We start from the raw sequence: 23927 nt of genomic DNA on the forward strand, positions 1-23927 counted from the left end.
AAGTAGCGCTTTTTGACAAATATATATTTAAATGCTTACAGGATGACTAATTTCTCAATTTTTTCAACCTTCTTATTCGTTAACGTAGATTTAACAGTAATCTTATACACATACACACCTTTTCCTATTTTTTGTCCAAAATCATCGAGTCCGTTCCATGTTATTTCTCTTGATAAAAACCCGGTTGTATTCACCAATTGATGTATGGTTTTTACCACTTTACCAGAAATCGTGAAAATTTGCACTTGCACTTCTAACGGTTCAAAAGGGCGGTTGTGATTAAACCAAAACTCGGTATAATTTACAAATGGATTGGGATAATTTAAAACCCGATCTAGCTTCAGTTCATCATCTCCTGCAACGATAAACTGCAAATCGGCTGTTGAAGAGTTATTATAAGTATCCCAAGCTATGACTGTAACCACATGCATTCCCGGCTCAAGATCTCTAAGTTTTCTTAATGCCTTCCCTATATTAAAATTATCAATATCGCTTTCGTAGAAATCATTTAGAATTATCGGGTTTTCCTCATCACCATCTACGATCGCAATAAGATCATGACCTATCCCACTTGCGGTATTTATACCATTTTCATCTTCTAACTTTACCAATAATGTAGGTGAGGTGTTTGTAATTCCTCCATTAACAAAGCCCTCATCATTCATATATAAATTAATCAAAGGCCCCTCATTGTCTTCTGGTGCATCTTCGTCTAGTCCGCCTACAAGAATACGCTGATCCTCTCCAGCTTGATCTTCAAAAATACCGGTTCGCTTACTGTAGAAGTTTACCCTTCCATTACCTATGGGAATTGAAGCATCTTTAGGAACCACAAATTCAAAATTAAAAACTCCATTTTGCACACTAGCTTGTCCTCTATACAAGACAGCACCCAAGGATTTGAAGTCGAGAATTAATAATTCTCCTGCTGCATTTCGGGTTCCATCGTTACCTAAAGTTTGTCGATTAACATATTTATCATATACAGTAGCAGATAAATCCCCAGAGTATGCACTTAGTCGATTACCAGTCGCATCTACAATCTCACCGGCCATTCGCACACGACTTAAGGCTTTTAAAGTGTCTATTTGTTGAGTTAATGGAGTATCGTTAATTGATGTAAGTCTAATATCTGGTTTTGCAAAACCCAACTTCATAGCGGGATCTCCAATAAAAAAAATCACTCTACGATTATCATCATTGATCTGATTTTTTGTTTCCCTAAGATTTTCAGCAACACTTTTTATCTCGTTTGTACCAAAAGAGAAAAGCTCTGAGGTTAACTGCTGATTAAAACTCACCCCTAAGCGTACCGAAATTTCGCGTGTGGTAGCGACCAAGCCTACGGCTCCACCCTGAGAATTCCAGAATAACTCTTCTCCTGCTGCCGTACGGTTGGGATTATCAAATCGAGTAAACTCACAAGTTACTGTTACAATCAACGGAAGCCTATCTGGGTTATTTAATGCTTTTGCATTATCTCTGGTAAATATGAATTCTGAAGCTAATGTATTTTCCCCACCGTGACCTAAATAAGCCATTACCAGCACACCTGCCTCAAGTTCGTTCACAATGTCTTCATTTACCTCAGGGTATCTGTTACCGCCCGCAGATGCTTGCTGAACATAACTATCGCTATGAATTTTTTTTACATTTATAAAAGGCTTTTCTATTTGAATTTGATCCCCTAATGCATCAATTGTAGATTCTAGCTCCTCAAATTCCCAGGGTAAATCAACATCATCAGATACGAGTAAAAAGTTATTACGCCATCTCCCCAATGCAGTTTGCGAATCATAACTTATGATTTTATCGACTACGCTATTTGCCAATTGCGGGGTATCTGCGAGTATTCTCCCTACTGCTACATCTAAACGATCTGCACCTCCATTACCTACCGGACTTCCATTCTCAATAATTCCCTCTTCTGGATCTAATGATCCAAAATAATCATCAGTCATATAGGATTGTGACTGAGAAAAGCTGAAATAGGTATTGAAAGTGGGTACAATATTATTGTTATTTGAAATTCTATCTTTATAATCAAACGAAGTATCACCAAACAAACAAACATATTTTAAGCGCTCCTCGGGAGATGATTCGCTTTCATAAACATAGCGTATTAAATTACGTATACCTCCAATATCGGGATTGCCAGAGCTAAATTCGTTGTAGATTTCCTCTAGTGAAACTACTTTCACATTTAATCCTCTAAAATTTCTGTTGTGGTTTGCCAATCGTTCTGCTTGTGGTCGCAGCAAATCTGAAGTAATCATTAAGTAATCTATAGCACTACGCGCTGCGAGCACAGAACCTTTAATATTTTGATTCTGAATTAATGCATTTTGACTTACCTGTTGCGGCACGTAAAAATCCTGAGCATCTAGAGCCACAAATTTACGTGAGACACCTAACCTTGACTTAAAACTGAAGATGGACAAACCTTCTTTATTAGAAACCGAAGTTACTGCCGCTTTATTGGTCACTTCCCAAACTTCTGAAATTGTAGCAGCGTTCGCTATTTCATATTTGCCCACACCCGCCGCGTTAATCACACTATTATTTGCAAAGCTAAACTGCTCCCCTGTTCCTTGAAGTTTCCGTTCTGCGCCAATAGCAATAAAATCTAGAAAACCCGTACTTGAAGGATTTCCATTATTTAAGTAATTTATTTGCACATTAAGTTGATCGCCATTTACCTGAATCCTAGGATTAGCATCTGGAAATCTATAACTATCATACGCAGTCCCGCGAGCGAGAATTGACTCATTGATAGCTAGTAAAGGAAGGTTTGCAAATTGATTTCCATTAACCGATGCAGTAAAAACAGTAGGCGATTCTGAAATAGCTGCGACGTATAATCGAATATCAATGGGTTCAGAAACTACCCGATTGGGAAAATTAAATTCAAAATTCTGTTCATTTATTACATCAAAGCGTTCACCAAACCAGCGCCTGCCTAAGTTCAGTAAATTACGCTCATTTACTTCATAAAACTGATAGTCATCAAAAGTATTAATAACACTAGCTGCAGCTTCAATCGACTGTTGCTGCTCCTGCACACGCAATCCGGCACCACCTGATGCGGTAATAAAATAATAGGACTTATCTGTATATGTATTAATATGGGTTAAGCTTTCAGCATTAAACCCCAGCGAACCTTCGGCGTAGAATAAAATATAATCTTCATCATCAAAACGACCATCAGCCTCTCCTACAACACGTATCGCATTCTCTTGAGGATCAAAAAATTGATTATCCTTATTCCGTAATGGGAGCATTGCGCCACCATTCCCATAAATTTTTAAATTTTGTGGGTTAATGCTTCGAACATTCATTCCCAGCGATTCTAAAAACCGTTTATCTAACTTAAAAATCCCGGTTTTATCTACAGAAAATTTATAAATATCTCCGGAAGACAGTACAGAATTATCGGCAGCTTGAATTGAAGATATAAAATTACTTGAAGATCGCCCATCGGCATATTCTATTCTAAATCGCTCAATCTTATATACTTGATTGTTTGCATAATAAACAGGTGAAAAGCTGAATTCAAAATTAGGTTTTCCACGAGAGATAGAGGTCCTAGAATCAAATTGAGGAGATGTAGGTAAAGCATCTAATGGTAGATCTTTTAAGTCTTGTATAGATATAGTATTTGTAACGAGCGGCGTAAATTTGACACTACTAGGTGACAATCCCGATTTTACTTCCCACCTATTAGAATATTTAATACCGTATACCGGAGAAAAGCTAAAATATTGGTTATTAAAACCAGGCACATAATAAGTCTTATCTGAGGTAGAAACATTTACAGATTCTTCCCAATTAATACTAAACTCTTTTTGTTGTGCAAAAAAAACTGATGTTATAAATAAAAGAAAAGTAGTAAATATATAAGTCCTCATTTATCAAGTAAGAATAGCATGCAAAGTAAGTAAGAAATACCACAAAAAAGTGAAAGATCATTAGATATACTAAAGCGTGGTATTTTTCGTTTAAAATAAGCTAACTCACTGTATTAATAGACTTAGTAATTTGCATAACTTATTATTTTATTGCAATTTGACTGCTTTATATTATATTGCAGTCCCAAATTTTGCTTAAAGAATTTACACCTATGAATAGGAATCTTGTGCTTAAATCGCTAAGCTTCAGCCTCATCGCAATGCTATTAACAAGTTGTGGAGGTAAAGGCAGAGACTACAAAAACAGCTCCAGAGCTACCGGCTGGAGTATTAATGACAGAGATGGAGGTTTCCAAGCTAATACAGACTACAAAGAGCAGGAAGCTGCACCGGGCTTAGTTTTTATAGAAGGCGGAACTTTTACAATGGGTCAGGTTCAGGATGATGTTATGCACGACTGGAATAACACTCCAAATCAGCAGCACGTTCAATCATTCTATATGGATGAAACTGAGGTTACTAACTTAATGTACTTAGAGTATCTCGATTATTTAAAAAAGGTTTTCCCTCCAGAAGAAGCTAATTACCGCAACATCTATTATGGTGCATTACCAGATACTTTGGTATGGCGTAACCGTCTTGGATTTAACGAGACAATGACTGAAAATTATTTACGTCATCCTGCATATGCCAGATACCCTGTAGTAGGTGTGAGCTGGATTCAGGCAGTTGAGTTTGGTAACTGGAGAACAAATAGATACAATGAATTTGTACTAGAGGAAGAAGGTTATACTCAAAAGGGAGCTAAATATAATGTGGATGCAGAATCTACTTTTGACACCTACACGTATTTACAATCACCTAGCCTTACTTATGGCGGTCAAGATGATGTAATACGGGGAGGAAGAGCTTCTGCACAACGAGAAAAAGCAAACACTCCAAAATCTAACCCTAACAATCCGGGAGGTAGTGTTGAAGCTAAAGATATTTATGTACAAATGAAGGATGGTATTATTTCTACTACAAAATACCGCCTACCTACAGAAGCGGAGTGGGAATATGCTGCTTTAGGCCTTGTAGGAATTAGAGAATATAACGCTTATCGCGGAAGAAAAAAATACCCTTGGGATGGTGCATATACCAGATCTGGTAATCGTAAAACTCGAGGTGATCAGTTAGCAAACTTTAAACAGGGCGATGGTGACTATGGTGGTATTGCAGGATGGTCTGATGACAATGCAGACATAACTGCAGAGATCAAATCTTATGAGCCTAATGATTACGGTCTTTATGATATGGCCGGTAACGTTTCTGAGTGGGTTGCTGATGTTTACAGACCTATAGTAGATGATGAGTATAACGACTTTAACTACTACCGTGGTAACGTTTATACTAAAAACGCTATAAATGAAGATGGAACCGTAAAAGTTCTTACAACTGCAGACATTGTTTTTGACACACTTGACAATGGTAAAATTGTTGCTCGTAACTTACCAGGAGAAATTCTTCAAGTTCCGGTTACAGAAGATGATACCTATCTAAGAACCCAGTTTTCCGATAGTGACAACCGTAATTTTAGAGATGGTGACAAACAATCATCTAGATATTATCAAAGTTTTTCTGATGCTTCTGCAAATGACAGAATGTATGATTCACCAATCAATAAAATTTCTGCCGGAGAAAACGGTATGAATAAAGAATATGATAAAGCAAATGACCGTACCACATTAATTGATGATGAAGTACGTGTTTATAAAGGTGGATCTTGGAGAGATAGAGAATACTGGTTAGATCCTGCACAACGCAGATATTTACCACAATCTATGGCTACAGATGATATAGGTTTTAGAAATGCAATGTCCCGCGTAGGTTCTAAAGCGACTAAAAATAAAACTCCTAGAAACTAATTAGTATCTACAGATATAAATCTTAATTTTAATGCCCATTGCGATTCGCTTTGGGCATTTTTTTTACCTGATAATTATGAGTACGACAGATCTATATACTTTATTCCTAGAAAGTACAGGAGTTACTACAGACACCCGTAAAATCGAAAAGGGTAAACTATTCTTTGCTTTAAAAGGAGAAAATTTTAATGGGAATAGTTTTGCACAAGAAGCCTTAAACTCAGGTGCTTCATATGCAGTAATTGATGAAGAAGAATTTCATACAAATGATGAACGCATTATTCTTGTGGAGGACGTGCTTAAATCTCTACAGGATCTTGCACATACACACAGAAAGCATTTAGACATACCTATTTTAGCATTAACAGGAAGCAATGGTAAAACCACTACCAAAGAGTTAATTCATTCCGTATTATCAAAAAAATTCAAGACTGTTGCAACTGTAGGAAATTTAAATAATCATATAGGTGTACCACTCACCCTATTGTCTATGACTTCCACTACAGAATTTGGTATTATAGAAATGGGCGCTAATCACATTGGAGAGATTGAATTACTTACAGACATTGTAGCTCCAGATTTTGGTTATATAACAAATTTTGGAAAAGCGCATCTTGAAGGCTTCGGAAGCATAGAAGGTGTGGTTAAAGGTAAAAGCGAACTCTACACCTATCTCATAGGTCACAAGGGCACCTTATTTTTGAATTTAGACGATCCTATTCAGAAAAGTAAAGTTGACGAGACCCACACATATTCCTTTAGTCAACATGCAGAAGCAACAATTCAGTTTAACTACGGACCTGCTAATCCCTATGCAAATTTAATACTTGACGGTGAACAGCTACAGAGTAATCTAATTGGTCAATACAACACCGTAAATATTGCTGCGGCAGCGGCCATTGGTAAATACTTTAAAATTGAAACAAAAGATATTATTGACGCAATAGAATCTTACATACCCGCTAACAACAGATCTCAAATAATTAACAGGGAAGAACAGACAATTATTCTCGATGCTTATAACGCAAACCCTTCAAGTATGGAGGCCGCTCTATATAATTTGGCAGGATTAGAAACTACTCCAAAAGTTGCATTTTTAGGAGATATGTTTGAATTGGGAGAGCGAGCTGCAATAGAGCATCAGACAATTATTGACTTAGCTAAAAACTTAGATTTAGCTCATATCATTTTTATAGGAGAAAATTTTCACAAAACGGAAACCACCTATTATAAATATAAAAACCTAAAAGATCTGGAACAAAAAGGAATTCCAGAACCTATAAATTACTTACTACCTAAAGCAACCATTTTAATCAAAGGTTCCCGGGGAATGCGCTTAGAAGGAATTTTAGATCTCCTAGCCCATTGATGAAAAACATATAAGATTAAAATAAGGGCAATTTTATCGAAAATAAAATTGCCCTTATTTGTGGGATATATTGGATTCGAACCAATAATTAATTAATTATTAAACACTTATTTTCAGTAACTTACACAATTATTTTATGTTTTTCGTAAACTAATCGGAAACTAAGCACCAGGCGGAACCGTTTCAACTGGATCAAAAAAAGCCTCACCACCCGTAGAAACACTTAACCTCCATCTCGTACCATCGTCTGCAGTCAATTCTAAATTATTAGGATCTACCGGAGTAATAACAGGCTTGAAAGCTACTGGTGTTTGACTAGCATATCTACCAGATGAAAAAACGATTTCTTGAGCTTCGATATGAGAGCCACTAACTTCTATTTGTGCATCGAGATTCTGAACATCTGCACCAGCAACCACACGTATAATACCACTAAAATGAACAGCATTTGCCGCGGTTAATACCGTAGGAGTCACTTCAAAACGCACCACTTCTAAACCCTCAAGATCTGCAATAACTGGCGACCAAGTGATTTGATCACCTACAGGTGCAATAACATATGTTTTTAATACAGATGATGTCAATGAATCAATTAATAGCACTGTATAGTCACTTGCATAGGCGATGCCTGCAATAAGCTTAAAGCTTAATGAGAAATTTTCCCCAGCGATCCATTCTGAATCTATTGTGAATCTGCGTTTAATGAACATTAGATAAACTTTTTAATTTTTGCCAAAATTGAAACCCTATTCAAATAGACTTTAATTACGGCCAATATAAGGAGTACAAATAATGCCAGACCTATTCCTGCAGCTACCCAAAAATTTAACCCTTCTGTCTCTGAATTAGAGTTACGACCGGATTCTAATGTTTGTCCGCTGCCTGTCTGGTTAAAGTCAGTTTCTTTTTTACCCTGATCAACTTCTTTTGTTCCGGTAGAATCTTGCGTGGTTTCCTTTTTTTGTTCCTGTTGGTCCGTTGTAGTAATCTCCGCATTTTCTAGTATTATTTGTGGGTTTCCATTTATATCCTTACCATAAGTAACTGATGCCTTTTTATTAGGATCTATTGGCTTTGCGTGGGTACTTTTTGTGATAGAAGACCAGTCTATCTCCGTTTTACGCGTAGCTACATAATCTTTTACCAGGTTATTCTGCACTGTTTCTTTCAGACTATTATCATAATCATAAGCAGTTGTATTTTTATAGCGTTCCGTAGCTTTTTGCTTTGATTTGCAAGAAACTGCTATTGAAAATAAGCCGGCTAGAATAATTAGCAATGTGATTCTGGCTATATAACGTAGTAGTGTGTGCTTTCTCATAGTACAGCCATATAATCATTAATTGTAGTTTCAATAATGCAAGCGTATTTTTTAGGATCTAGAAACTTCTTAGCTTCTGGATTATCTCCAAAAAACGGCTCCAAAATAAGCGCATTAGCACTTTGGTAATACACAAAGTAAAAACCACGGTCACTAGGCACTTCAAGTTCTTTTACACCACGGTCACGTGTACCGTAAGCTTTAGTGATATTTCTACAAAACAAACCGCCAAACATTCTGCTTCTTGCATTTTTCTTGTATATAAGTGCTTCACAACCGTGAGCCAAGTTGTTTGCTGCATTAAAATGCAATTCTATAACCAGATCAAACTTCTCTGGGTCCATCTCATCTGCGAGTAAACGCATTTGCTTTTGGTAGCCAACTCCCGCCTTACGTCTGTAGATAGCTATATCTTCAGGTAAGTGTTTGACAACTTCACTATTATAATCATACTCACTCATTCCCAAATATGGCGAAAAAGCTCCTTTACTTTTTGGCTCGTGACCTATTACAACTGCTATTTTCATAATGATTTTATTAAAAGGATTTTACTTCCTGTACGTATTAAAATTTGTCATTCGTCTAAATGCATCTTTAAGATTTTCACAGCGGTAAAAGGTGAAGCCTTTAATTACAATAAGGCCATCTATCCAACACGTGATGTAAAGAGGCAGGAACAAGTCAAACATTCCAAAGCCTGAATCACTAGCTTTCATAAACATATACAGCATTATTAAACTGGTACGAATCACAAAATAGACCTTCACGTGCCGCTTGTGTTTCCGGCGTTCCATCCAGAAGCCAAAACAAAGAAAAGCGTATAACATTAGTAGAAGCGCAAAGGCTGCCATATGCAATCCTTCTGGTAGTTCCACGAGCGTATCTTGCAGGATGCTAAAAAAATCTTTTTTCATTGCAATTTGTTTTTAGCCCAATTCTTAACTTCTGAAAATATTTCTACAATCGCTTTGATACCACTATCTCTTATGGTGATCGCTAGTTTTAAACTTCCTAAACCTGTTACAAACGAAACAAGCAATCCTATTGCTAAGGGAAACTCAAACGAGTGGTGCAGCTCATAACCCATCCACACAAATACTGCAGATAGTAAAATGGTGATCCCTATATCCCATCGATTTGGGTTCTGTGTATTCTCATCTCGTATAAGCATATAAACAGCAACTGGAGGCACAACCAAACCCAAAATCATAAACTTCAAAATCGTGGCATCTAGCTTGTACTCAACAAGCGTAGAAGTACCCGCATATAGCAGGTAATTCCACGAAAAGCTGAATAGAAATAAAAAGGCGGTTATGGGTTTCATTTAATTATTTTTTTCAATTATGGATTGCCAGATTATCATTTGCTTAGGGTTTATTAGATATTGGTTTTACGGAATTACTATTTCAAATAATGGTGCAAAATTGTGCAGATAGAAGTAGTTGTCAACTTTATTAAAATAATTTCGACTATCTCTTAAATTACCTCGCGCGCCTAATGTACGCCCTGTAACTGCTCCGCTTCCTGTTCCGTCAATATCCTGCCACATACTACCATTAACACCATACGTTAGCCTATGACCGCTTGGAGGGGGCGCGCTAAATGTTATTTTAACTACATCGTCTTTAACTAATTCAACGCTAACAACCGAAACACTAGATTTTTCAATTGTACCTAATGTTCCTGTTGTTTCATTCTGAACATTTAAAAGATCTATTCCAAAATTACCGTCGGGAAGTGGCGCAATTAGATCAACATCAAATTGTAAGGGTTTTTCATCTACATGAAATTTTAAATACCCTTCATTGCCTATTATTGTTAGTTTAGTAGGGAATACAGGATAATGTTTCTGACCTAAAACAACGGTTTTAAACGCAGCAAGCCCATAATGATTACCCATATTACGATAGGATTTGGAAGGAGCATGAGCATAATCTCCCGCATTATAATCGAGATCATACATTGTCTTAGCCAAAATAATATTAGGATCTTCTATAGAAGCTTTCAGCTGCTGGTGTGCTATAGTAGGGTATCTATAATAAGCATTGTGTGAACCTACTTGATCGCAGGTTAATGTTACTGGAAATGGTTGATCTAAAACATCTTTAAGATCATCATTAATATCTTTTATTAATTGCTTAATTTTTAAATGGTAATCTGTAGCGATCCAAAGCCCTGAACCATAAAGCGAGGGATTACCTCCGCATCTATACTCCTCTTCTCCTTGAGTCCAATTAACAAAAACTGAAAAGGTTTTATTTAATGAATCAGCATAAGCTTTACCTGCTATTATTTTGGCTATAAAATCATTGTAATAAGAAGTTCCTTTGTTAAGTTGCAATATAGCTTTCCCGCCTGCTCCAGCTCTGTCAACCATTATCTTAAAATCAATAGGAAGCACACCATATTCTTTGCCTAGTTCATAGAACATTTCAGCCCAGCCACTACTCATATCTTGTAAGTTCACATTTACCCCTGAAGTATTAATAACGTAAGGCAAAGGCGCTGCAAAGGTTGACGCTCCTGCATTTGTATTATTTGCAAGGGATTGACCGTAATCTATAACCATAACTATATCGGTTACGGTTTTAAGAGGAGTATTTTTTGCAAGTTCTTTTTTAACATACTCCGCAGTAGATTTATCATTTGACCATTTTTCTTCAGCAGTTTTATCGAAATTTTGAGAAAGTAATCCATCAACAAAAACCGGTTTGTCATATTCGATAACCATTTGTATTTGAATATTTAAAGCAGCATAACTCAAAGAATCTTTAGTAAGATTTGTTGTGTTATCCAAATACCCAGATTTACCCCTAATACCTATAAATCCATTGCTCCCTGAGTATAATTTCACAGGTGTGTAGTACGCGATTATATCCCCCTGAACTACATTAAAATTTAATCCTGTTATATCATTATATCCCGCTACAATATTTACTTCTAATTCATTTTGATAAACATAATCATTTGCTGTGGCACCTATAGAATACCTTTTAATACTTAAAACGGAGTTCGCTGGTGAATATAATTTAACATTTTTAACAACCCCTGTCTCCGTTACAGGCACATCAGAAAAATACGCTCTGTCAGCAGTTAAAGTCGTCGTCGCTATTGTTGAAGGACCAAAAGTTAATTCCTTTTTCTCTGTTCCGTTTGCGTTACCTTTAATGAAACCGAATACACCTCTTGAAGTCGCCGCTTCTTCACTTTCAAGGGTTATTGCATCGGTAGTCTCAATGTTAGTAAACCCCAAATCAATAACTTGTTTAGTATATGCCGCTCCCTTCTTATCTATTTTAACTACAGCATTTTTAAGTTCTTCAGAAGTAACATTGATGGTTATTTCATTAGCAGTGCCTGGTGCAAATACATAGTTTCCTGCAGTTGCTGCAGTGGCAAAACCATCTACATTAAATGTTGATGCAGTTGCAGGGGTGATGGGTCCAAAGGAGCCTACACCATTCAGGATACTTTCTATATAAGTGAAATTATCTTTGACTGCATTTAATATCTCAAATACAGAATCTGCATTAGGATCTCCTATTTCGTATCCGTTTTTTATTGGTTTTAATCCCATTATTATATAGTTGATGTTATACGTAATTTTGAACTCCCTAAAATTTCTGAGCTTCCTAGAATAGGCTCACCAAGACACACATAGGTTACAGTGTTAACAAGCTTCCCACTACTTCCAGATATACCACTACTTCCTAAAAAAGCAACCTTCTTACAATACCCAGGGAAAACTATTTGCTTTACCCCAGATTCTACTAGATGTTTAGTTTTACTATCTATATTCATAGTCTTGCAAACTTTCTATTGTATTTTCAATCATAAACAAATCACATTCGCCTGCGTGTAAATTATTAGTAATACGCAGGGGTATAAAAAAACGCTCACCGTCAAATTGTTGTTTTATAATATCCAAGGGATTGTAAATCTCAAATGCGTGACCCTCAAAAGTAAATTGAGGCCTAGCGTAGCGATCCATATAGTTTTCTGCTAAGCATTTTACTAAGCTACGCGGCTCAAGTACATCACCTTCAGATTTTAACCATTGTTCACGCGCCTTGACTAACGGTATAGGCTGCCTCTTTAAATACTCACTTTGTTCTATAATTTTAATTGAAGCAAATGGGTAATCATTAAAGTCTTCAAAAATATCTACGAGTGTAAAAAAATAGCGTACCGCAGTATTTGATGCATTGACTTCAGAACCAAAATCAAACTCTGATATATCTAATGGGGTGTACTCCGCATCTAAACTCAATTTTAAATAGAGGTAATCTTTATACTTTAACAGATTATGATATGCAGAACGCGTTAAAACAAAATGTACTTTACCGTCAATTAATTCTCGAGTAAAATAGATTGAGATTTCAGTTTTAGGAGGTACAGATGTATCGAGGTACAGCTGATCTGTAGTAATGTTTGTTTCTGAAGAAATAATACTTAAACTCGTATCATATACAGATGTAAAAGGTATAGGTCTATTAATTACAAGGCTCTCTGAATAGCTTTTCTTAAGGTTTAAACTGAAGTCTTTAAGCACAAACCATCCTACAGCATCATTTGAATATTTTTGTTTAGGCAAATAAACTCGCAAACTCAGATACCCACTTTCTTGAACCCTAAAATCTGTTAGATTAATTTCAAAATCTAAATATCTAATTGAAGAAAATTCACTTACTGTAGGTCCTACTACTGTTTTGGTAACGTTTAATGTAGGGTGATCTCTAAAGGTGCTAAATACAACAGATCCATTAAGCAGTATCTCACACCTAGACCCAGCGTCATAATAAAAATTCTCATTTTCCTTCTCACTGTAATTATCTGCAAAATCTGAATACACAATCACTCGTGTAGTTAATGACATTAAGAGTGATTTAAAATTCTTTTTCACATAAGCAAATGACGGAAGCTCGATATAATTAGCAAGTGATTGCACTTCAGTAACCTCCATATTTACACTATAAGTAGGAATGGTTACAAAATTTGGGTTAAGCTTTTTAGGCTCTGAAGGTGGATTTGCACCTGCTATAAATTCATTCTTATTATGAAATCTGAAATTCTCTAAAGCATTATCTTGATATAGTTGTGCACCGGGCGACAATGTACCTTGCAGTTTAGGGCCAACAGAAATCCAATTCACTGGATCTAATCTCGGTTCATTTGTAAACCAAATGTAATGTTCTGGCTTAACCTCAATTTCATTAACCAGATCTTCATTGATAGACACATCTGCATCTACAATCACTTTTTTATAAGGCGCAACCAAACTTACAGTTGCAGGATCTTCAAATATTATAGAACGTATTGCACGACCTAGCGTGTGATTTTCTATAAATACCCCATTAAGATCATAAACCTTGCAGTCAATAAACTGCTTCGCCATTAAGTTGTGACCAACGACATACCACTTCTGGCGATATTGAACTACAAACGCATCTAAAGAAGCGAGAACATTTTCAAGAACTTCTAAAGTCGAAATAATATTATCCTCCCAGTTCTTTGTATTGTATAAAAAGTAATCATAGTTATCTGATGCAAACTGATTATAAACGCCAGGAGCAATTGCAACTGGTAAATTTTGACCTGTTTGTGCAAGACAAGCACCCAGTATTTGAGGTATTGTTTTTACATCTCTGTAAAAATCTATACTTAATTCCTTTCCGTTAAGGGATTGCAAACCATCTGTAGCTGTAAAGTTCACATAAAACACCCCGCTTGTATAAGGCTCGTTTTGCTGATCTGGTAATAAAAAGCCTGTCCAGTGAATCACATTGTAGTTATCTACAATACGCACCAGGTAACGCTGCTCATCACCGGTAAATAAATCTTTATATTTTGCTTCACTACGATCACTAACTTCAAACGAAAAACTAAGATTGGTTTTATATAAAGTATGATGTTTGTTATCACCTGCTTCTGCAGAAAATATAAGACTATCACGTTCTGCATATTCAAATTCATACACAGGTGCAGCACTCGTAGTGTCGTACGTGTCTATTACTTGTATTTGTATGCTCTGTATATCTTGCATTATCTACGTTTGTTAGATTTCGCTTCGCGGTCTAGTACAATCTGCAAATCTTTACCGCTAATTTTTGTAGTTAAACGCCCTACTGTAGAACCAGAACCACCACCTAATTGACGCGCAAGATTATTTTGTTGCGCTGCATTAAGAATTAACTCACCCGCATTTGCACGTATTAATGTGCGGTCACCAGAAGTCAAGTTACCTGGTACTATACCACCAGTAGCAAATTTGGGTATAGCTGCAAAAGCAGATAATACACCCCCTACAGCTGTAGCAATAAACGCTGGAGTTGTAAACACTGCAGCTGGCCCCGTTGCAGTTCCAGATGCCGTAGCACCCGCAATAGATTGCGATATAGAAGATGCAAGCATCAAACTTATAAGCTTTGTGATGGTAGAAAATAAGCCACCTACAAAACCTTCAAAACCATCGCTCGCTAAACCTAATCCTTTAGCCACATTATTTCCTAGTAGCTCAAACGCATCACCTACAGCATCACCTACTGAATTTGCAACTGCATATATGTATTCAAAATCACCAGTTATACGACCAGTAGTCTCAGATATTATCTTTTCTTGAGTAGGAAGCTTTGCTACTAATGCATCTAACGGACTTAATATATTTGCTCCTTCGGTTTTTATAGTATTAACAGTTGTTACTTTCCTACGCCCTTCAATACCTTTAGGCTTAGGTGTATTTACAATTGTATCTGTATAAATACCATTACTTTTTATAAGCTCAAGAAGTTCCTGTGTTTCAGCTTTTATGCCTGCAATACGGTCTTCCTGTAATTTTTTACTTATACCACCTACTTGTGTATTCTGGTTTTGAATTTTCTTTAGTAATTGCAGCTTATCAAAATCTGCCTGATTACTACTTTTAGACAATTCATTTATTTCTTTTTGAAGATCTCGCCGCCCTTTACTTTGCGCAAGTTCTTCATCGATCAACTTAGCTTGTAATGCCGTTAATTTTTCTTGAGCCGCCTTTATTGTTGCAGTTCTTAAAAGCTCCGCATTGTACTTTTCAATAGCTTCACGAGCAGCATTTGTATTGATCGTTTCAATCGTTAAGTCACCCAGATATTTTGGCGATATTTTATTAAGCTCCTGTATCGCCTTAAGACGCTGCTCTTTTGCTAACTTCTCATCACGAGCAGTAAATAATAATTCCTCTAGTCTAGCCTTTTCTGATGCTATGCTTTTTGCAGCCGTGTCTGAAACTTGAGACAATGTACTTTGTACTTTTATTGCCTCTTTCGCATTATCATTAAATACATAAAAAGCCGTTGCAATAGCCGCAATTGCAAGCGCAGCAGCCGTGTAAGGGTTAGCAGCTAGCACTACACCTAGACGTGTAATAAGCGGTATTACTGTAGAAATATTACGAATTAATGTTCCTGTAATAATTAACACAGGGCCTAAAGAAGCTGCAAATGCTGCGACTACTACGATTAGTTTTTTAGTTTCTGGTGAGAGTTTTTCAATTACTTGCACTACACCTTTTAAGCGATCTATAAAAGGCCTTAAACCTTCCGCGATTATCTGACCAAATGATTCTGTTAAGTCACCTATAGAATTACTAAGCTGCTTAAAAGCTCCAGTTCCTGCATCTGCTGCAGCCTTTGCAGAACCACCGTATTGCTTTTGCAGTTCGTCAAGTATAATGGTTTGCGCATCTGCCAGACGGTTTGTTTCAACCAGCGCATTAATGGTTTTCTTTTGATCTTCGGAAAATTGAATACCAGAACGGCTTAAAGCTGAAAGATTAGCAACAGGATCGTTTAACGCCTTACCTAATTGAATAGATGCACTTTTTAAATCCCCATCTAAACGCGTTGCGAGATCCAGTGCAGCTTGTTGCGTACGCTCAAACTGAGTACCGGCAATATTTGTAAATGTTAGAAGCTGCGCAGTAACATCTTTAAGAATAGCCTCGTCACCAAACAACGATGTGTTTTGCAGATCTGAAGCCATTTTTTGTAGTTCAGCACTAGTTTTACCTACTTGATTTTCGGTAGTTTTTAAACCCTGCTCAACTTGCGCAATTGCTTTTGCCTGTATATCAAAATTCTTAACCGCTAAAGTACCTAAACCTACCAATGGAGCAGTAATAGCAAGGCTCATCTGCTTACCAATATTCTGCATCTTTTTACCCGCCTGGTCCATTGTACGAGTCGCATTCTGAACACCAGAACTAAAGCTACTTAGATCAGCTGAAAATTTAATCGCTACAGATGCAAATGATGCCATTTAGTTTTAGATTTTAGCTTTATCTGCACGCTCCCAAAAGTTAGCGGCACGTTCTTTATTTTCAGTTATGAGTTTTGGTTTTTGAACCACTTCCCACGGTAGGGCAATAATATCTTTAATGGGTTTTGTCTGGTCTGCTTTTGCTAAATACGGCTTAAGCGTATAATATGCCTGGTAGCGAGCAATTTCCCATTCTTGCTTATATTCAGATTCAAACAATTCGCCAGCAGCTTGTATAAGATTGCTAAACTGGCGCGGTGTCAATGAATAGAATTGTGATGGCAATAACTTCAACACCTTATAAGCAACTTGCTCAAGGTCATCCCAACTTATTTCTTCTTGCGGCTCGCTGGATTCGCTTTTGGCTTGGATGTCTGTTTTTTTTTATCAGAAAAACTATCTTCAAGCTCCTGCATAAAACTGTCACGCGTATCAGGATCTAACATAACCGCGTTTACCAGATCGTCAATATCACCGTCAAAAACTTCACCCGCAGCCTCAATGCCTACTAGCACCAATTCACCAAACTGGTCAAATTGCTCAAACGTGGCATTTTGCATACTACCGAGAGCTGCTATCTTTTGCATAACGTCATTAATACCCGGCAACCCCCATCGCTTCCCTAATAGCTTAAAGGTTTTGTAGTTAAAAACTACCGGGTATTTATGGCCGTTAATTTGTATGTTGCTTCCGTTCATTATACTGCTGGTACTATAATTTTTTCAGGCAATGCTATACCTTTAAGACTCCAAGTAGCTGAAGGATCTTCACTAGCATTGCTATTCATTTCAAGACTTTCTATCCAAGCTTTTCCTTGATAAGCTGTTTGACCAGATGCATTAGTAGTAAATTGCACATCAACCACAACATCACCAATCCATTTATCAAAAAGATCTTCAAACAAGGCGTTTTTCAAAGCGTCATCTACCTCGTGAAGTACCAAACCACCACCAGAAGCAGTCCATCGCTTAATATCCGGAGCAGATTCCTCACCATCAGTATCTTTAGTCACACGATCTTTAAATGTTGTGCTAAAAGATATCGACGCCTCTGTTTCGTGGAAGTAATTTTTACCGTCAAAAGTGAGCCTAAGCACACCACTTACATTATTTGCCATTTTATTTATGTTTAAATGTGAAACTTACTATTACGAAGGCTTCTTTTAAGTCTTCGGTATAATCGCTAGCAGTAGCCTCGTGAAAGAAGTTTCCTGCTCTTTTATCTGCTGTAAAAAAATCTTTTATGTGATCTGCTAACTCTGCTGCGTGTAGATAATTAGTATCAAATACCGCTACAGTTAATCGGTCTTGTGTAACTCCGCTTTTTGTAGCTGTTGCATTCTCATCAACCTTATAAGTGATGTACAAACCCTCCACACCTTCTTCTGCATACAGTGGGTAAATATTATCTACAAAAGGTCCCAGTTGTGGCACGTCTTCCAATATTGCTAATGCTGTTTGTAATGCTGCTACCATTTTTATTTACTTAAGCGATCAATCGCTGTTTGTACATATTTTGCCAGAGCTTTTCTAGCCTTTTCTATTGCTCCCGGAACGGTTGACGTACGCGCCCGATCCATAAACGGGTTTGCTTTTGTTTTACCTATCGCACCGCCTGCATTTGCACCTTTACGGTGTTTACGCTTAAATCCTTTACGGTTAACATTATGACCGTACTCTACGAAGTGTGCGTAAAATGCTTTTTTGCGTGAAGGGGTTACCTTTACCCCTGCCATTGCTGCATCTCGATACCGTATGCGAGTAATACTAATTCTTTTTTTAAGTGCTTTGGTTTTACCGGTAGGCGCCTGTTGCCGTGCAGCTAATAATGTAGGCCTTGCAACACGCCTCATTATTTTCTCAATCTCACGACCTTTAACTTTATCTGGTAGTTGTTTAAGCTTTGCTCTTAATTCTTCAAAGCCTTCTACATTTATATCTACCCGATTACTCACGTTTACCGCACTTTAACTCAATGAACTGGTTATCTCCTAAAACACCCATATAGTGAATATTCCACTTTATGCCGTTGTCTTCAATTATCATTTTTTTTGTGCCTTTGACATATAAATCTTGACGAAAGCGTATATAGTAGCGGCGCACCTGCAAGGCGATCACCGTACCATCTTGTAAAGCTTCAGAGCCACTTACATCGTCACGCTTTGCGTAAAGAGTAACTAGTGGTGTAAATACATCTACCTGCTCTTTTATCGAATTACGACCACCGGCCACCTCGAAAAAGGATATTGGCGTTCTTAGTTCGCCAGTTGCAGGAAAGTTTGTATTACTAGCCATATATTCTGTAGGGCCTTAGTGCCGCTTCACTTGCTTTATTAGTAATTTCTTTACGATCTTCTCTATAAGTGTACATATCTGCAATCTCTAGAAGTATCGCCCGTCTTATGCTGCCGGGTAGCGTTTCTGCTGTGTAACCGCATTGTACAGTGATAGTAATTGCTTCTTCATTATCTGGCTGCGTATCAAAAGCATTTAAAAGAATCACCTTATTCTCGTGCCGGTAATTAACCGCTTTGTACTCAGCAGCCTCAAGAGGCGTATTAACACCTTCCTTATTTGCATAGTTAATGCTGGTAATTGCCGTTACCGGTCTAACCGGAAATACAATTTTGTTACTGTAACACGGAGCATTAATAACAACGGTAGAACTGTTAACAGGAGCACCTATATACTGTGAAGCACTATCTACAGCAGCTTCTATATAAACCTGAATGATCTCATCTTCAAGATCTATATCTTTAGACACCCTCAAATGATCTTTAACTTCATCTAATGTGACTAAATCTATAGACTCTACTATCGCTTCTACTACCGTGTAATTAAGCATCGCTTATTTTTTTGAAGGGTTTGATCCTGCGGAAACATCGGTTGCATCAACAACTTCTATATTTTCCAAATCAACAGCGTAGCCGGTCTCTATGAGTTCGTCTGCCTGTTTTGTCTCTAGTGATACCTCCTGGTCTATATTGTAAGGAAGTAAAAATCTACCGGCCACAGGACCGGTGATTTTTACCAACTTAGCAGAAGACTTAGAAGCTGTTTTCTTCTTTGCCATATTTTCTAATTATGAAACATCCATAAATTTGTTAACCGCAAAAGCTTTAGGCTGCGCAATCTGAACGTCTGCGTGACCATTAAGCACAAGTCGCACACTGTTTGAAAGTGAAGCAGAATAAGGATCTGTAAGTACAGATAGTGAACCCCACTCACCAACAAATAATTTTGACCAATCACCGTAAATAAGTGGTTGAAGACCGCCAGCTAATTGAGGTACAAAACTTGAAGCGTATGCAGCATAACCCGCAAGCTCATCCTTTGTATTCATTAAGTAACGACCACTACCCGCATCTGCAAGGCGACCCATTAAATCTGTACGTAACAGCTTAGTCATTAAGAATGCTAAACTTTCTTCTGTAGCATCTGCAGTATCTACAAGACCCATTAACTCTAAAAGAGATTTGCGAGTAGGAGCTGCGCCTGCTGTAATAGTTGAAACCTGAACACCCGCTGCATTTAAAACACCAGTAGGCTGATTATCTGCTCCAGAACCATTAATTGCAGCTGCATTAATAGCGCGATCGTAACCATTGGCAATTAACTGGCGTATCATACCTTCTACATCTGGAGAAGACTGAATCAAAAGACGATTTGAAATTTCTACTGCTGCACCTAATCGCTTAGGATCTAAAGCAGGACCATCAAATTTTTTCTTTTGAACGTTAATTGTTTCTGTCTCACCCAACCAAGCAAAATCGTAATTCTCAGCAACTGGCAAAGGTATTTTACCCCCAGAAAGACCAGTCATACGAGTTACACCTAATTGACCTAAAATAGATGAAGGTGCAAATGGCATCTGCACACGTGGAGCTTGATCTTGCACTAATTGACCACCATAATCACCACCATCTTCAGATACCGTCTGAGCCGTAGCACGAAGCATTGACATAGGTATAGTTAATAGTGAATTTTCTGGAGATTCAACTTTGGCACGTTTGTTTTCTAATTCGCCCAACTCGTGCATTTCTTTTTCTGCACCAGTCAAAGGAAGACCAGAACGCACTGCATTTAGAGCTACTAAAATAGAGGCACGCTTCTTAATTTGCTCCTCTTCTTTTTGCTCACCGTCACCTAAACCTGTATGTACAGGAGTAGCAGTTCGTTTTGCTTTCTCAAGCTGTAATTTTTCAGCAGCTTCAGCGCGAGTGATTTTAGCATTAAAATCTTCAATCTCACCGTGACGTTTGTCAAAGGCTGTGTTTTCTTCAGTAGTAAACTCGCGCTTTTCGCCCTGAGCTTTTTCTACTAGATTGTTTTGAGCATCAATTAAAGCCTGACGCTCCTGTTTTAATTCATCAGATTTCTTCATCTTTTAGTAATTATAGGTTAAACATTGAGCTGCACGGACCGTCAGTTTTGCGGATGATTGCTCATTATCGTTATCAGGATTGTTACGCTCTAAGGCGTCAAATCCTCTTTTTGCTACGGAAGTGTCCTGGTATGCAGGATAGGTAACTGGTGCCACATCATAAACGCGTTCCATTTTTTTAATCTGGCGCAGCTCGTTGTCGTTTTCGTTTTCTGGTCTTACCCAGATTACTTCTTTTGCCCGGAAAGCAAAGGAGCTTTGTGATACATCACCAGCTTCAATTGCATCCTGAAGATCTAAGGCAAAACTGCGGTTAGGAGTAGTATATCTATACTTTAAACCCTCTGGTGTTAACTCTAGTTTTAGCGTTCCTTTACCATCTACACTACGAGCCAAAATAAAGTTAGGATTGTGATTAAATAAGCAACGAATGTCATCATTCATAACATCATCAAATGCACCAGGTAATATCTCCTCATCAAACCAACCTATATTTGTACGCTGATTGTATTTTGCGGCAAAACCTTCAATCTCATAAAACTTTTGCTCACCTTCTGCGGCGCGCTTTTCTATAGTAACAGGAGCTACAAAAAATCTGCGCTCTGCATTGTCATCCATAGACTTGATGTAATCTTTTTCTTTACTCATCGCCTGTCTTTTTAGCTGCAGCAAGCTGCTTATCTGTTTGCATATTTACCATCTGTAGTAATTCGTCACCACCTTCCATAGGGTTCATTTCAAGAAGTTTTCGCGCCTCATTAGGTGTCATCACTTTAGAGCTGATTAGCTTAGTTAAGTATTCAGCTTCGGTTTTCTGGTCACCTCGTAATTGAGATCTTAGATTAAATTTTACATAGCGGTTTGCTTTTTCAGAAGTCGTGAAGAGTTTGCGCTTAAGTTCTTGCTCGATATTAACAGTACGAGGCATCACACTATCTTGCTGATGCTCTATCGTCATTAATTGCAGGTTACTGTAATTTGCTTTATCAAGCATCTTTAGCTTATGGGGAGCTACGTTTAAAAATTGGCATATCGCAATAATGCTGCGGTTATCACTTTCTATCCACTGCGCTTCTGCAGGGGTGATATTGATCCCTTTGTATTTAAAACCGTCATCCAGTAAAGCGACTTTATGTTCGCCTTCTTTAGACATTTTACTACGGAATCCATCTTCTAATATTTTTTTGACATTAGGATCTACTTTCTGGTCTGTCTCCATCACTCCAGCAGATACACCTCGGAAGGAATTACCCACAAAGTTCTGACCATCTAAAGCAACACCTAAAGCGTTAGCCGCATATTGAATGACATTAAGACCGCTATACCCATTGTCTGACCAAAAGAAAATGTGAATCATATCGTCACCATCTATAATCTGGCCCTTGTATCTGTAATACATTTTGTCTGCACCTTTAAGTGGTGTCACCTCGTTAGGCGGCAAATGCATTAATGAAACTGGGCGGCCTGTAGCACTATCTCTAGAGATAAATGCATAACCGTCTTTTTTAATAATAGCGCAATAGACTAAGTATTTCCAGAAATTATAGGGAGTAGTAAATGCGTTAGGTTCTTCTGAAATTAAAAAGTGAACCGGATGGTCTGTTAATTTCTCTAGTTTATCGCCTGTTTTCTGGTAGACAGCTTTAGGAAGTTTAGCAATATCATTGCTGGAGAGATCTACTGCGTTAAAAAATGCACCTATAGAAAGGGCACTGGCTTCATTAACACGGGCACCGCTTTTAGTAACGGGAGCACCCCAAAATGGGAAACCACTACCAGTAGTTTTACCGGTAGTGGATGATCGCAAACTTAAAGGTTGAAATACCTGGTCAAGAATCCCCATTCTAACTCAATTCAATTATGAGTTGTAAACATACTGGGGTTTAAAAAGGTTATTATGTAACAATGTTGCATATTTAAAAAATGCTACAATGCAGATTATTAATTGTTTAAAGTATTTTAGAAAATTTTGAGTTATTAACGACTTTTCAGATTAAGTGTATTTACTTTTGGAAAAACAAAAAAGCCGAGATACATCCCGGCTTTAAAAATAATGATAAGTGATTATTATTGGATTCTAAATCTAACTACTGAGATTCTTGGTTTTGCTGCTAGCTTAATCACCATTTACCTCTTTGTTAAAATTATGTATCCTAAAAAGTAGCTTAGAAACTACTTAGTACGGTTACCGGATGACCACAGCCTCCGGAAATTACTAACCCTTCAGCTCCAACTGAGGGGTTATGTGTTTGCAAATATATCAATTACTTAAATATAAATAAGTATTATTTTTTATACATCTCCCAAACCCATCCAGCTTCTGGCATTTCATACTCCTTAATTAAAAAAAGCCTAGAATATTCTTGATTCTGCGGAAACTTATATTCTACAGAACACATTTTCCCATCGTACAATAATCTAAAGTTAGCCAGTTTTTTAGGACGCTGCTGGCCTGAGTTTTCAATATATTTTTCAAATCTTACTTTACCTATGCGTTTTAAAATATCTTCAATAGCTGCTCTTGAATAATTTGCAAAACGATAATACACCATAATTAATTTTCTGGAGGCTTCTGCGTGCTTAACACCTGTACAAATCGAAAGCCAATATATATTGTAATTATAAATAAAAGAACCACAATAGCTACACGCAAGGGATTTTTAGTTATAAAATCGATCTCTAACAAAAGACTTTCTACAAATAGAATTAGTATAGTTAAAAAAATGGCTAAGGTTTGTTTCATAAAG

25 protein-coding genes are annotated in these 23927 nt (G+C 37.3%); 2 read left to right on the top strand and 23 right to left on the bottom strand.

Annotated elements, in window-relative coordinates:
* Positions 1-35 precede the first annotated feature (35 nt).
* Positions 36-3908 carry a type IX secretion system sortase PorU gene (gene porU / locus ABVM53_RS03290; protein WP_405329430.1) on the bottom strand — a complete coding sequence of 1291 codons (3873 nt, stop codon included), beginning with the start codon at positions 3906-3908 and terminating at the stop codon, positions 36-38.
* Positions 3909-4120: 212 nt separating this feature from the next.
* On the opposite strand from porU, the gene gldJ reads away from it, so the two are divergent.
* Positions 4121-5815: a gliding motility lipoprotein GldJ gene (gene gldJ, locus ABVM53_RS03295; protein ID WP_405329433.1), complete on the top strand. Its 1695-nt coding sequence runs from the start codon at positions 4121-4123 to the stop codon at positions 5813-5815.
* Positions 5816-5891: 76 nt separating this feature from the next.
* Entirely contained in the window at positions 5892-7184 is a 1293-nt protein-coding gene (gene murF / locus ABVM53_RS03300; protein ID WP_405329436.1) for a UDP-N-acetylmuramoyl-tripeptide--D-alanyl-D-alanine ligase, read from the top strand.
* 161 nt (positions 7185-7345) lie between these two features.
* Here the strand turns inward: murF and ABVM53_RS03305 are convergent, their stop codons facing one another.
* The 22 genes from ABVM53_RS03305 to ABVM53_RS03410 all read right to left on the bottom strand — a co-directional run bounded on the left by ABVM53_RS03305 (position 7346) and on the right by ABVM53_RS03410 (position 23923).
* On the bottom strand, positions 7346-7894 hold the full coding sequence (locus ABVM53_RS03305) for a hypothetical protein (RefSeq protein ID WP_405329439.1): 549 nt from the start codon (positions 7892-7894) through the stop codon (positions 7346-7348).
* On the bottom strand, positions 7894-8505 hold the full coding sequence (locus ABVM53_RS03310) for a hypothetical protein (protein ID WP_405329441.1): 612 nt from the start codon (positions 8503-8505) through the stop codon (positions 7894-7896). The genes ABVM53_RS03305 and ABVM53_RS03310 overlap by 1 nt, the downstream gene beginning before the upstream one ends.
* Positions 8502-9032, bottom strand: a complete 531-nt coding sequence (locus ABVM53_RS03315; RefSeq protein ID WP_405329444.1) for an N-acetylmuramoyl-L-alanine amidase — start codon at positions 9030-9032, stop codon at positions 8502-8504. Before ABVM53_RS03315 ends, ABVM53_RS03310 begins: the two co-directional genes overlap by 4 nt.
* Positions 9033-9053: 21 nt before the next feature.
* On the bottom strand, positions 9054-9419 hold the full coding sequence (locus ABVM53_RS03320) for a hypothetical protein (protein ID WP_405329447.1): 366 nt from the start codon (positions 9417-9419) through the stop codon (positions 9054-9056).
* On the bottom strand, positions 9416-9829 hold the full coding sequence (locus tag ABVM53_RS03325) for a hypothetical protein (protein ID WP_405329449.1): 414 nt from the start codon (positions 9827-9829) through the stop codon (positions 9416-9418). Before ABVM53_RS03325 ends, ABVM53_RS03320 begins: the two co-directional genes overlap by 4 nt.
* Before the next feature lie 66 nt (positions 9830-9895).
* A complete protein-coding gene (locus tag ABVM53_RS03330) occupies positions 9896-12082 on the bottom strand; it encodes a hypothetical protein (RefSeq protein WP_405329452.1) in 2187 nt (728 codons plus the stop codon).
* 2 nt (positions 12083-12084) lie between these two features.
* Positions 12085-12306, bottom strand: coding sequence for a hypothetical protein (locus tag ABVM53_RS03335; RefSeq protein ID WP_405329454.1), 222 nt, complete (start codon positions 12304-12306; stop codon positions 12085-12087).
* On the bottom strand, positions 12293-14548 hold the full coding sequence (locus ABVM53_RS03340; protein ID WP_405329457.1) for a hypothetical protein: 2256 nt from the start codon (positions 14546-14548) through the stop codon (positions 12293-12295). The genes ABVM53_RS03335 and ABVM53_RS03340 overlap by 14 nt, the downstream gene beginning before the upstream one ends.
* Positions 14548-16797, bottom strand: a complete 2250-nt coding sequence (locus ABVM53_RS03345; RefSeq protein WP_405329460.1) for a hypothetical protein — start codon at positions 16795-16797, stop codon at positions 14548-14550. The genes ABVM53_RS03340 and ABVM53_RS03345 overlap by 1 nt, the downstream gene beginning before the upstream one ends.
* A 6-nt stretch (positions 16798-16803) precedes the next feature.
* On the bottom strand, positions 16804-17094 hold the full coding sequence (locus ABVM53_RS03350; RefSeq protein ID WP_405329463.1) for a hypothetical protein: 291 nt from the start codon (positions 17092-17094) through the stop codon (positions 16804-16806).
* 32 nt (positions 17095-17126) lie between these two features.
* Complete coding sequence (locus ABVM53_RS03355; protein WP_405329466.1) at positions 17127-17495, bottom strand: hypothetical protein; 369 nt, start codon at positions 17493-17495, stop codon at positions 17127-17129.
* Positions 17495-17914: a phage tail tube protein gene (locus ABVM53_RS03360; RefSeq protein WP_405329469.1), complete on the bottom strand. Its 420-nt coding sequence runs from the start codon at positions 17912-17914 to the stop codon at positions 17495-17497. The genes ABVM53_RS03355 and ABVM53_RS03360 overlap by 1 nt, the downstream gene beginning before the upstream one ends.
* 1 nt (position 17915) lies before the next feature.
* Positions 17916-18272 carry a hypothetical protein gene (locus ABVM53_RS03365; protein WP_405329472.1) on the bottom strand — a complete coding sequence of 119 codons (357 nt, stop codon included), beginning with the start codon at positions 18270-18272 and terminating at the stop codon, positions 17916-17918.
* Positions 18273-18274: 2 nt separating this feature from the next.
* The gene (locus tag ABVM53_RS03370; RefSeq protein WP_405329475.1) at positions 18275-18751 is read right to left on the bottom strand and encodes an HK97-gp10 family putative phage morphogenesis protein; all 477 of its coding nucleotides are present in this window, start codon (positions 18749-18751) and stop codon (positions 18275-18277) included.
* Positions 18744-19091, bottom strand: coding sequence for a head-tail adaptor protein (locus tag ABVM53_RS03375; protein WP_405329478.1), 348 nt, complete (start codon positions 19089-19091; stop codon positions 18744-18746). The genes ABVM53_RS03370 and ABVM53_RS03375 overlap by 8 nt, the downstream gene beginning before the upstream one ends.
* A complete protein-coding gene (locus ABVM53_RS03380; protein WP_405329481.1) occupies positions 19084-19641 on the bottom strand; it encodes a head-tail connector protein in 558 nt (185 codons plus the stop codon). Before ABVM53_RS03380 ends, ABVM53_RS03375 begins: the two co-directional genes overlap by 8 nt.
* 3 nt (positions 19642-19644) lie before the next feature.
* Positions 19645-19869, bottom strand: a complete 225-nt coding sequence (locus ABVM53_RS03385) for a hypothetical protein (RefSeq protein ID WP_405329484.1) — start codon at positions 19867-19869, stop codon at positions 19645-19647.
* Between the two features lie 9 nt (positions 19870-19878).
* Positions 19879-21180, bottom strand: coding sequence for a phage major capsid protein (locus tag ABVM53_RS03390; RefSeq protein WP_405329487.1), 1302 nt, complete (start codon positions 21178-21180; stop codon positions 19879-19881).
* 3 nt (positions 21181-21183) lie between these two features.
* A complete protein-coding gene (locus ABVM53_RS03395; RefSeq protein ID WP_405329490.1) occupies positions 21184-21828 on the bottom strand; it encodes an HK97 family phage prohead protease in 645 nt (214 codons plus the stop codon).
* Positions 21821-22987: a phage portal protein gene (locus tag ABVM53_RS03400; protein WP_405329493.1), complete on the bottom strand. Its 1167-nt coding sequence runs from the start codon at positions 22985-22987 to the stop codon at positions 21821-21823. The genes ABVM53_RS03395 and ABVM53_RS03400 overlap by 8 nt, the downstream gene beginning before the upstream one ends.
* Positions 22988-23465: 478 nt before the next feature.
* Positions 23466-23732 carry a hypothetical protein gene (locus tag ABVM53_RS03405; protein WP_405329496.1) on the bottom strand — a complete coding sequence of 89 codons (267 nt, stop codon included), beginning with the start codon at positions 23730-23732 and terminating at the stop codon, positions 23466-23468.
* Between the two features lie 2 nt (positions 23733-23734).
* On the bottom strand, positions 23735-23923 hold the full coding sequence (locus ABVM53_RS03410; RefSeq protein WP_405329499.1) for a hypothetical protein: 189 nt from the start codon (positions 23921-23923) through the stop codon (positions 23735-23737).
* Between the last annotated feature and the right edge of the window lie 4 nt (positions 23924-23927).

This window comes from Leeuwenhoekiella sp. LLG6367-2.1, from assembly GCF_045055775.1.
In the GTDB taxonomy this organism is placed as follows: Bacteria; Bacteroidota; Bacteroidia; order Flavobacteriales; family Flavobacteriaceae; genus Leeuwenhoekiella; species Leeuwenhoekiella aequorea.

Bases quoted from the DNA above. Each gene is read 5' to 3' on its own strand.
- murF (WP_405329436.1), top strand. From the start codon at position 5,892: ATGAGTACGACAGATCTATATACTTTATTCCTAGAAAGTACAGGAGTT.
- ABVM53_RS03305 (WP_405329439.1), bottom strand. From the start codon at position 7,894: ATGTTCATTAAACGCAGATTCACAATAGATTCAGAATGGATCGCTGGG.
- ABVM53_RS03365 (WP_405329472.1), bottom strand. From the start codon at position 18,272: ATGGTAGCAGCATTACAAACAGCATTAGCAATATTGGAAGACGTGCCA.
- ABVM53_RS03315 (WP_405329444.1), bottom strand. From the start codon at position 9,032: ATGAAAATAGCAGTTGTAATAGGTCACGAGCCAAAAAGTAAAGGAGCT.
- ABVM53_RS03405 (WP_405329496.1), bottom strand. From the start codon at position 23,732: ATGGTGTATTATCGTTTTGCAAATTATTCAAGAGCAGCTATTGAAGAT.
- ABVM53_RS03375 (WP_405329478.1), bottom strand. From the start codon at position 19,091: ATGGCTAGTAATACAAACTTTCCTGCAACTGGCGAACTAAGAACGCCA.
- ABVM53_RS03345 (WP_405329460.1), bottom strand. From the start codon at position 16,797: ATGGCATCATTTGCATCTGTAGCGATTAAATTTTCAGCTGATCTAAGT.
- gldJ (WP_405329433.1), top strand. From the start codon at position 4,121: ATGAATAGGAATCTTGTGCTTAAATCGCTAAGCTTCAGCCTCATCGCA.
- ABVM53_RS03340 (WP_405329457.1), bottom strand. From the start codon at position 14,548: ATGCAAGATATACAGAGCATACAAATACAAGTAATAGACACGTACGAC.
- porU (WP_405329430.1), bottom strand. From the start codon at position 3,908: ATGAGGACTTATATATTTACTACTTTTCTTTTATTTATAACATCAGTT.
- ABVM53_RS03395 (WP_405329490.1), bottom strand. From the start codon at position 21,828: ATGAGTAAAGAAAAAGATTACATCAAGTCTATGGATGACAATGCAGAG.
- ABVM53_RS03410 (WP_405329499.1), bottom strand. From the start codon at position 23,923: ATGAAACAAACCTTAGCCATTTTTTTAACTATACTAATTCTATTTGTA.
- ABVM53_RS03325 (WP_405329449.1), bottom strand. From the start codon at position 9,829: ATGAAACCCATAACCGCCTTTTTATTTCTATTCAGCTTTTCGTGGAAT.
- ABVM53_RS03385 (WP_405329484.1), bottom strand. From the start codon at position 19,869: ATGGCAAAGAAGAAAACAGCTTCTAAGTCTTCTGCTAAGTTGGTAAAA.
- ABVM53_RS03335 (WP_405329454.1), bottom strand. From the start codon at position 12,306: ATGAATATAGATAGTAAAACTAAACATCTAGTAGAATCTGGGGTAAAG.
- ABVM53_RS03360 (WP_405329469.1), bottom strand. From the start codon at position 17,914: ATGGCAAATAATGTAAGTGGTGTGCTTAGGCTCACTTTTGACGGTAAA.
- ABVM53_RS03320 (WP_405329447.1), bottom strand. From the start codon at position 9,419: ATGAAAAAAGATTTTTTTAGCATCCTGCAAGATACGCTCGTGGAACTA.
- ABVM53_RS03310 (WP_405329441.1), bottom strand. From the start codon at position 8,505: ATGAGAAAGCACACACTACTACGTTATATAGCCAGAATCACATTGCTA.
- ABVM53_RS03330 (WP_405329452.1), bottom strand. From the start codon at position 12,082: ATGGGATTAAAACCAATAAAAAACGGATACGAAATAGGAGATCCTAAT.
- ABVM53_RS03380 (WP_405329481.1), bottom strand. From the start codon at position 19,641: ATGCTTAATTACACGGTAGTAGAAGCGATAGTAGAGTCTATAGATTTA.
- ABVM53_RS03355 (WP_405329466.1), bottom strand. From the start codon at position 17,495: ATGAACGGAAGCAACATACAAATTAACGGCCATAAATACCCGGTAGTT.
- ABVM53_RS03390 (WP_405329487.1), bottom strand. From the start codon at position 21,180: ATGAAGAAATCTGATGAATTAAAACAGGAGCGTCAGGCTTTAATTGAT.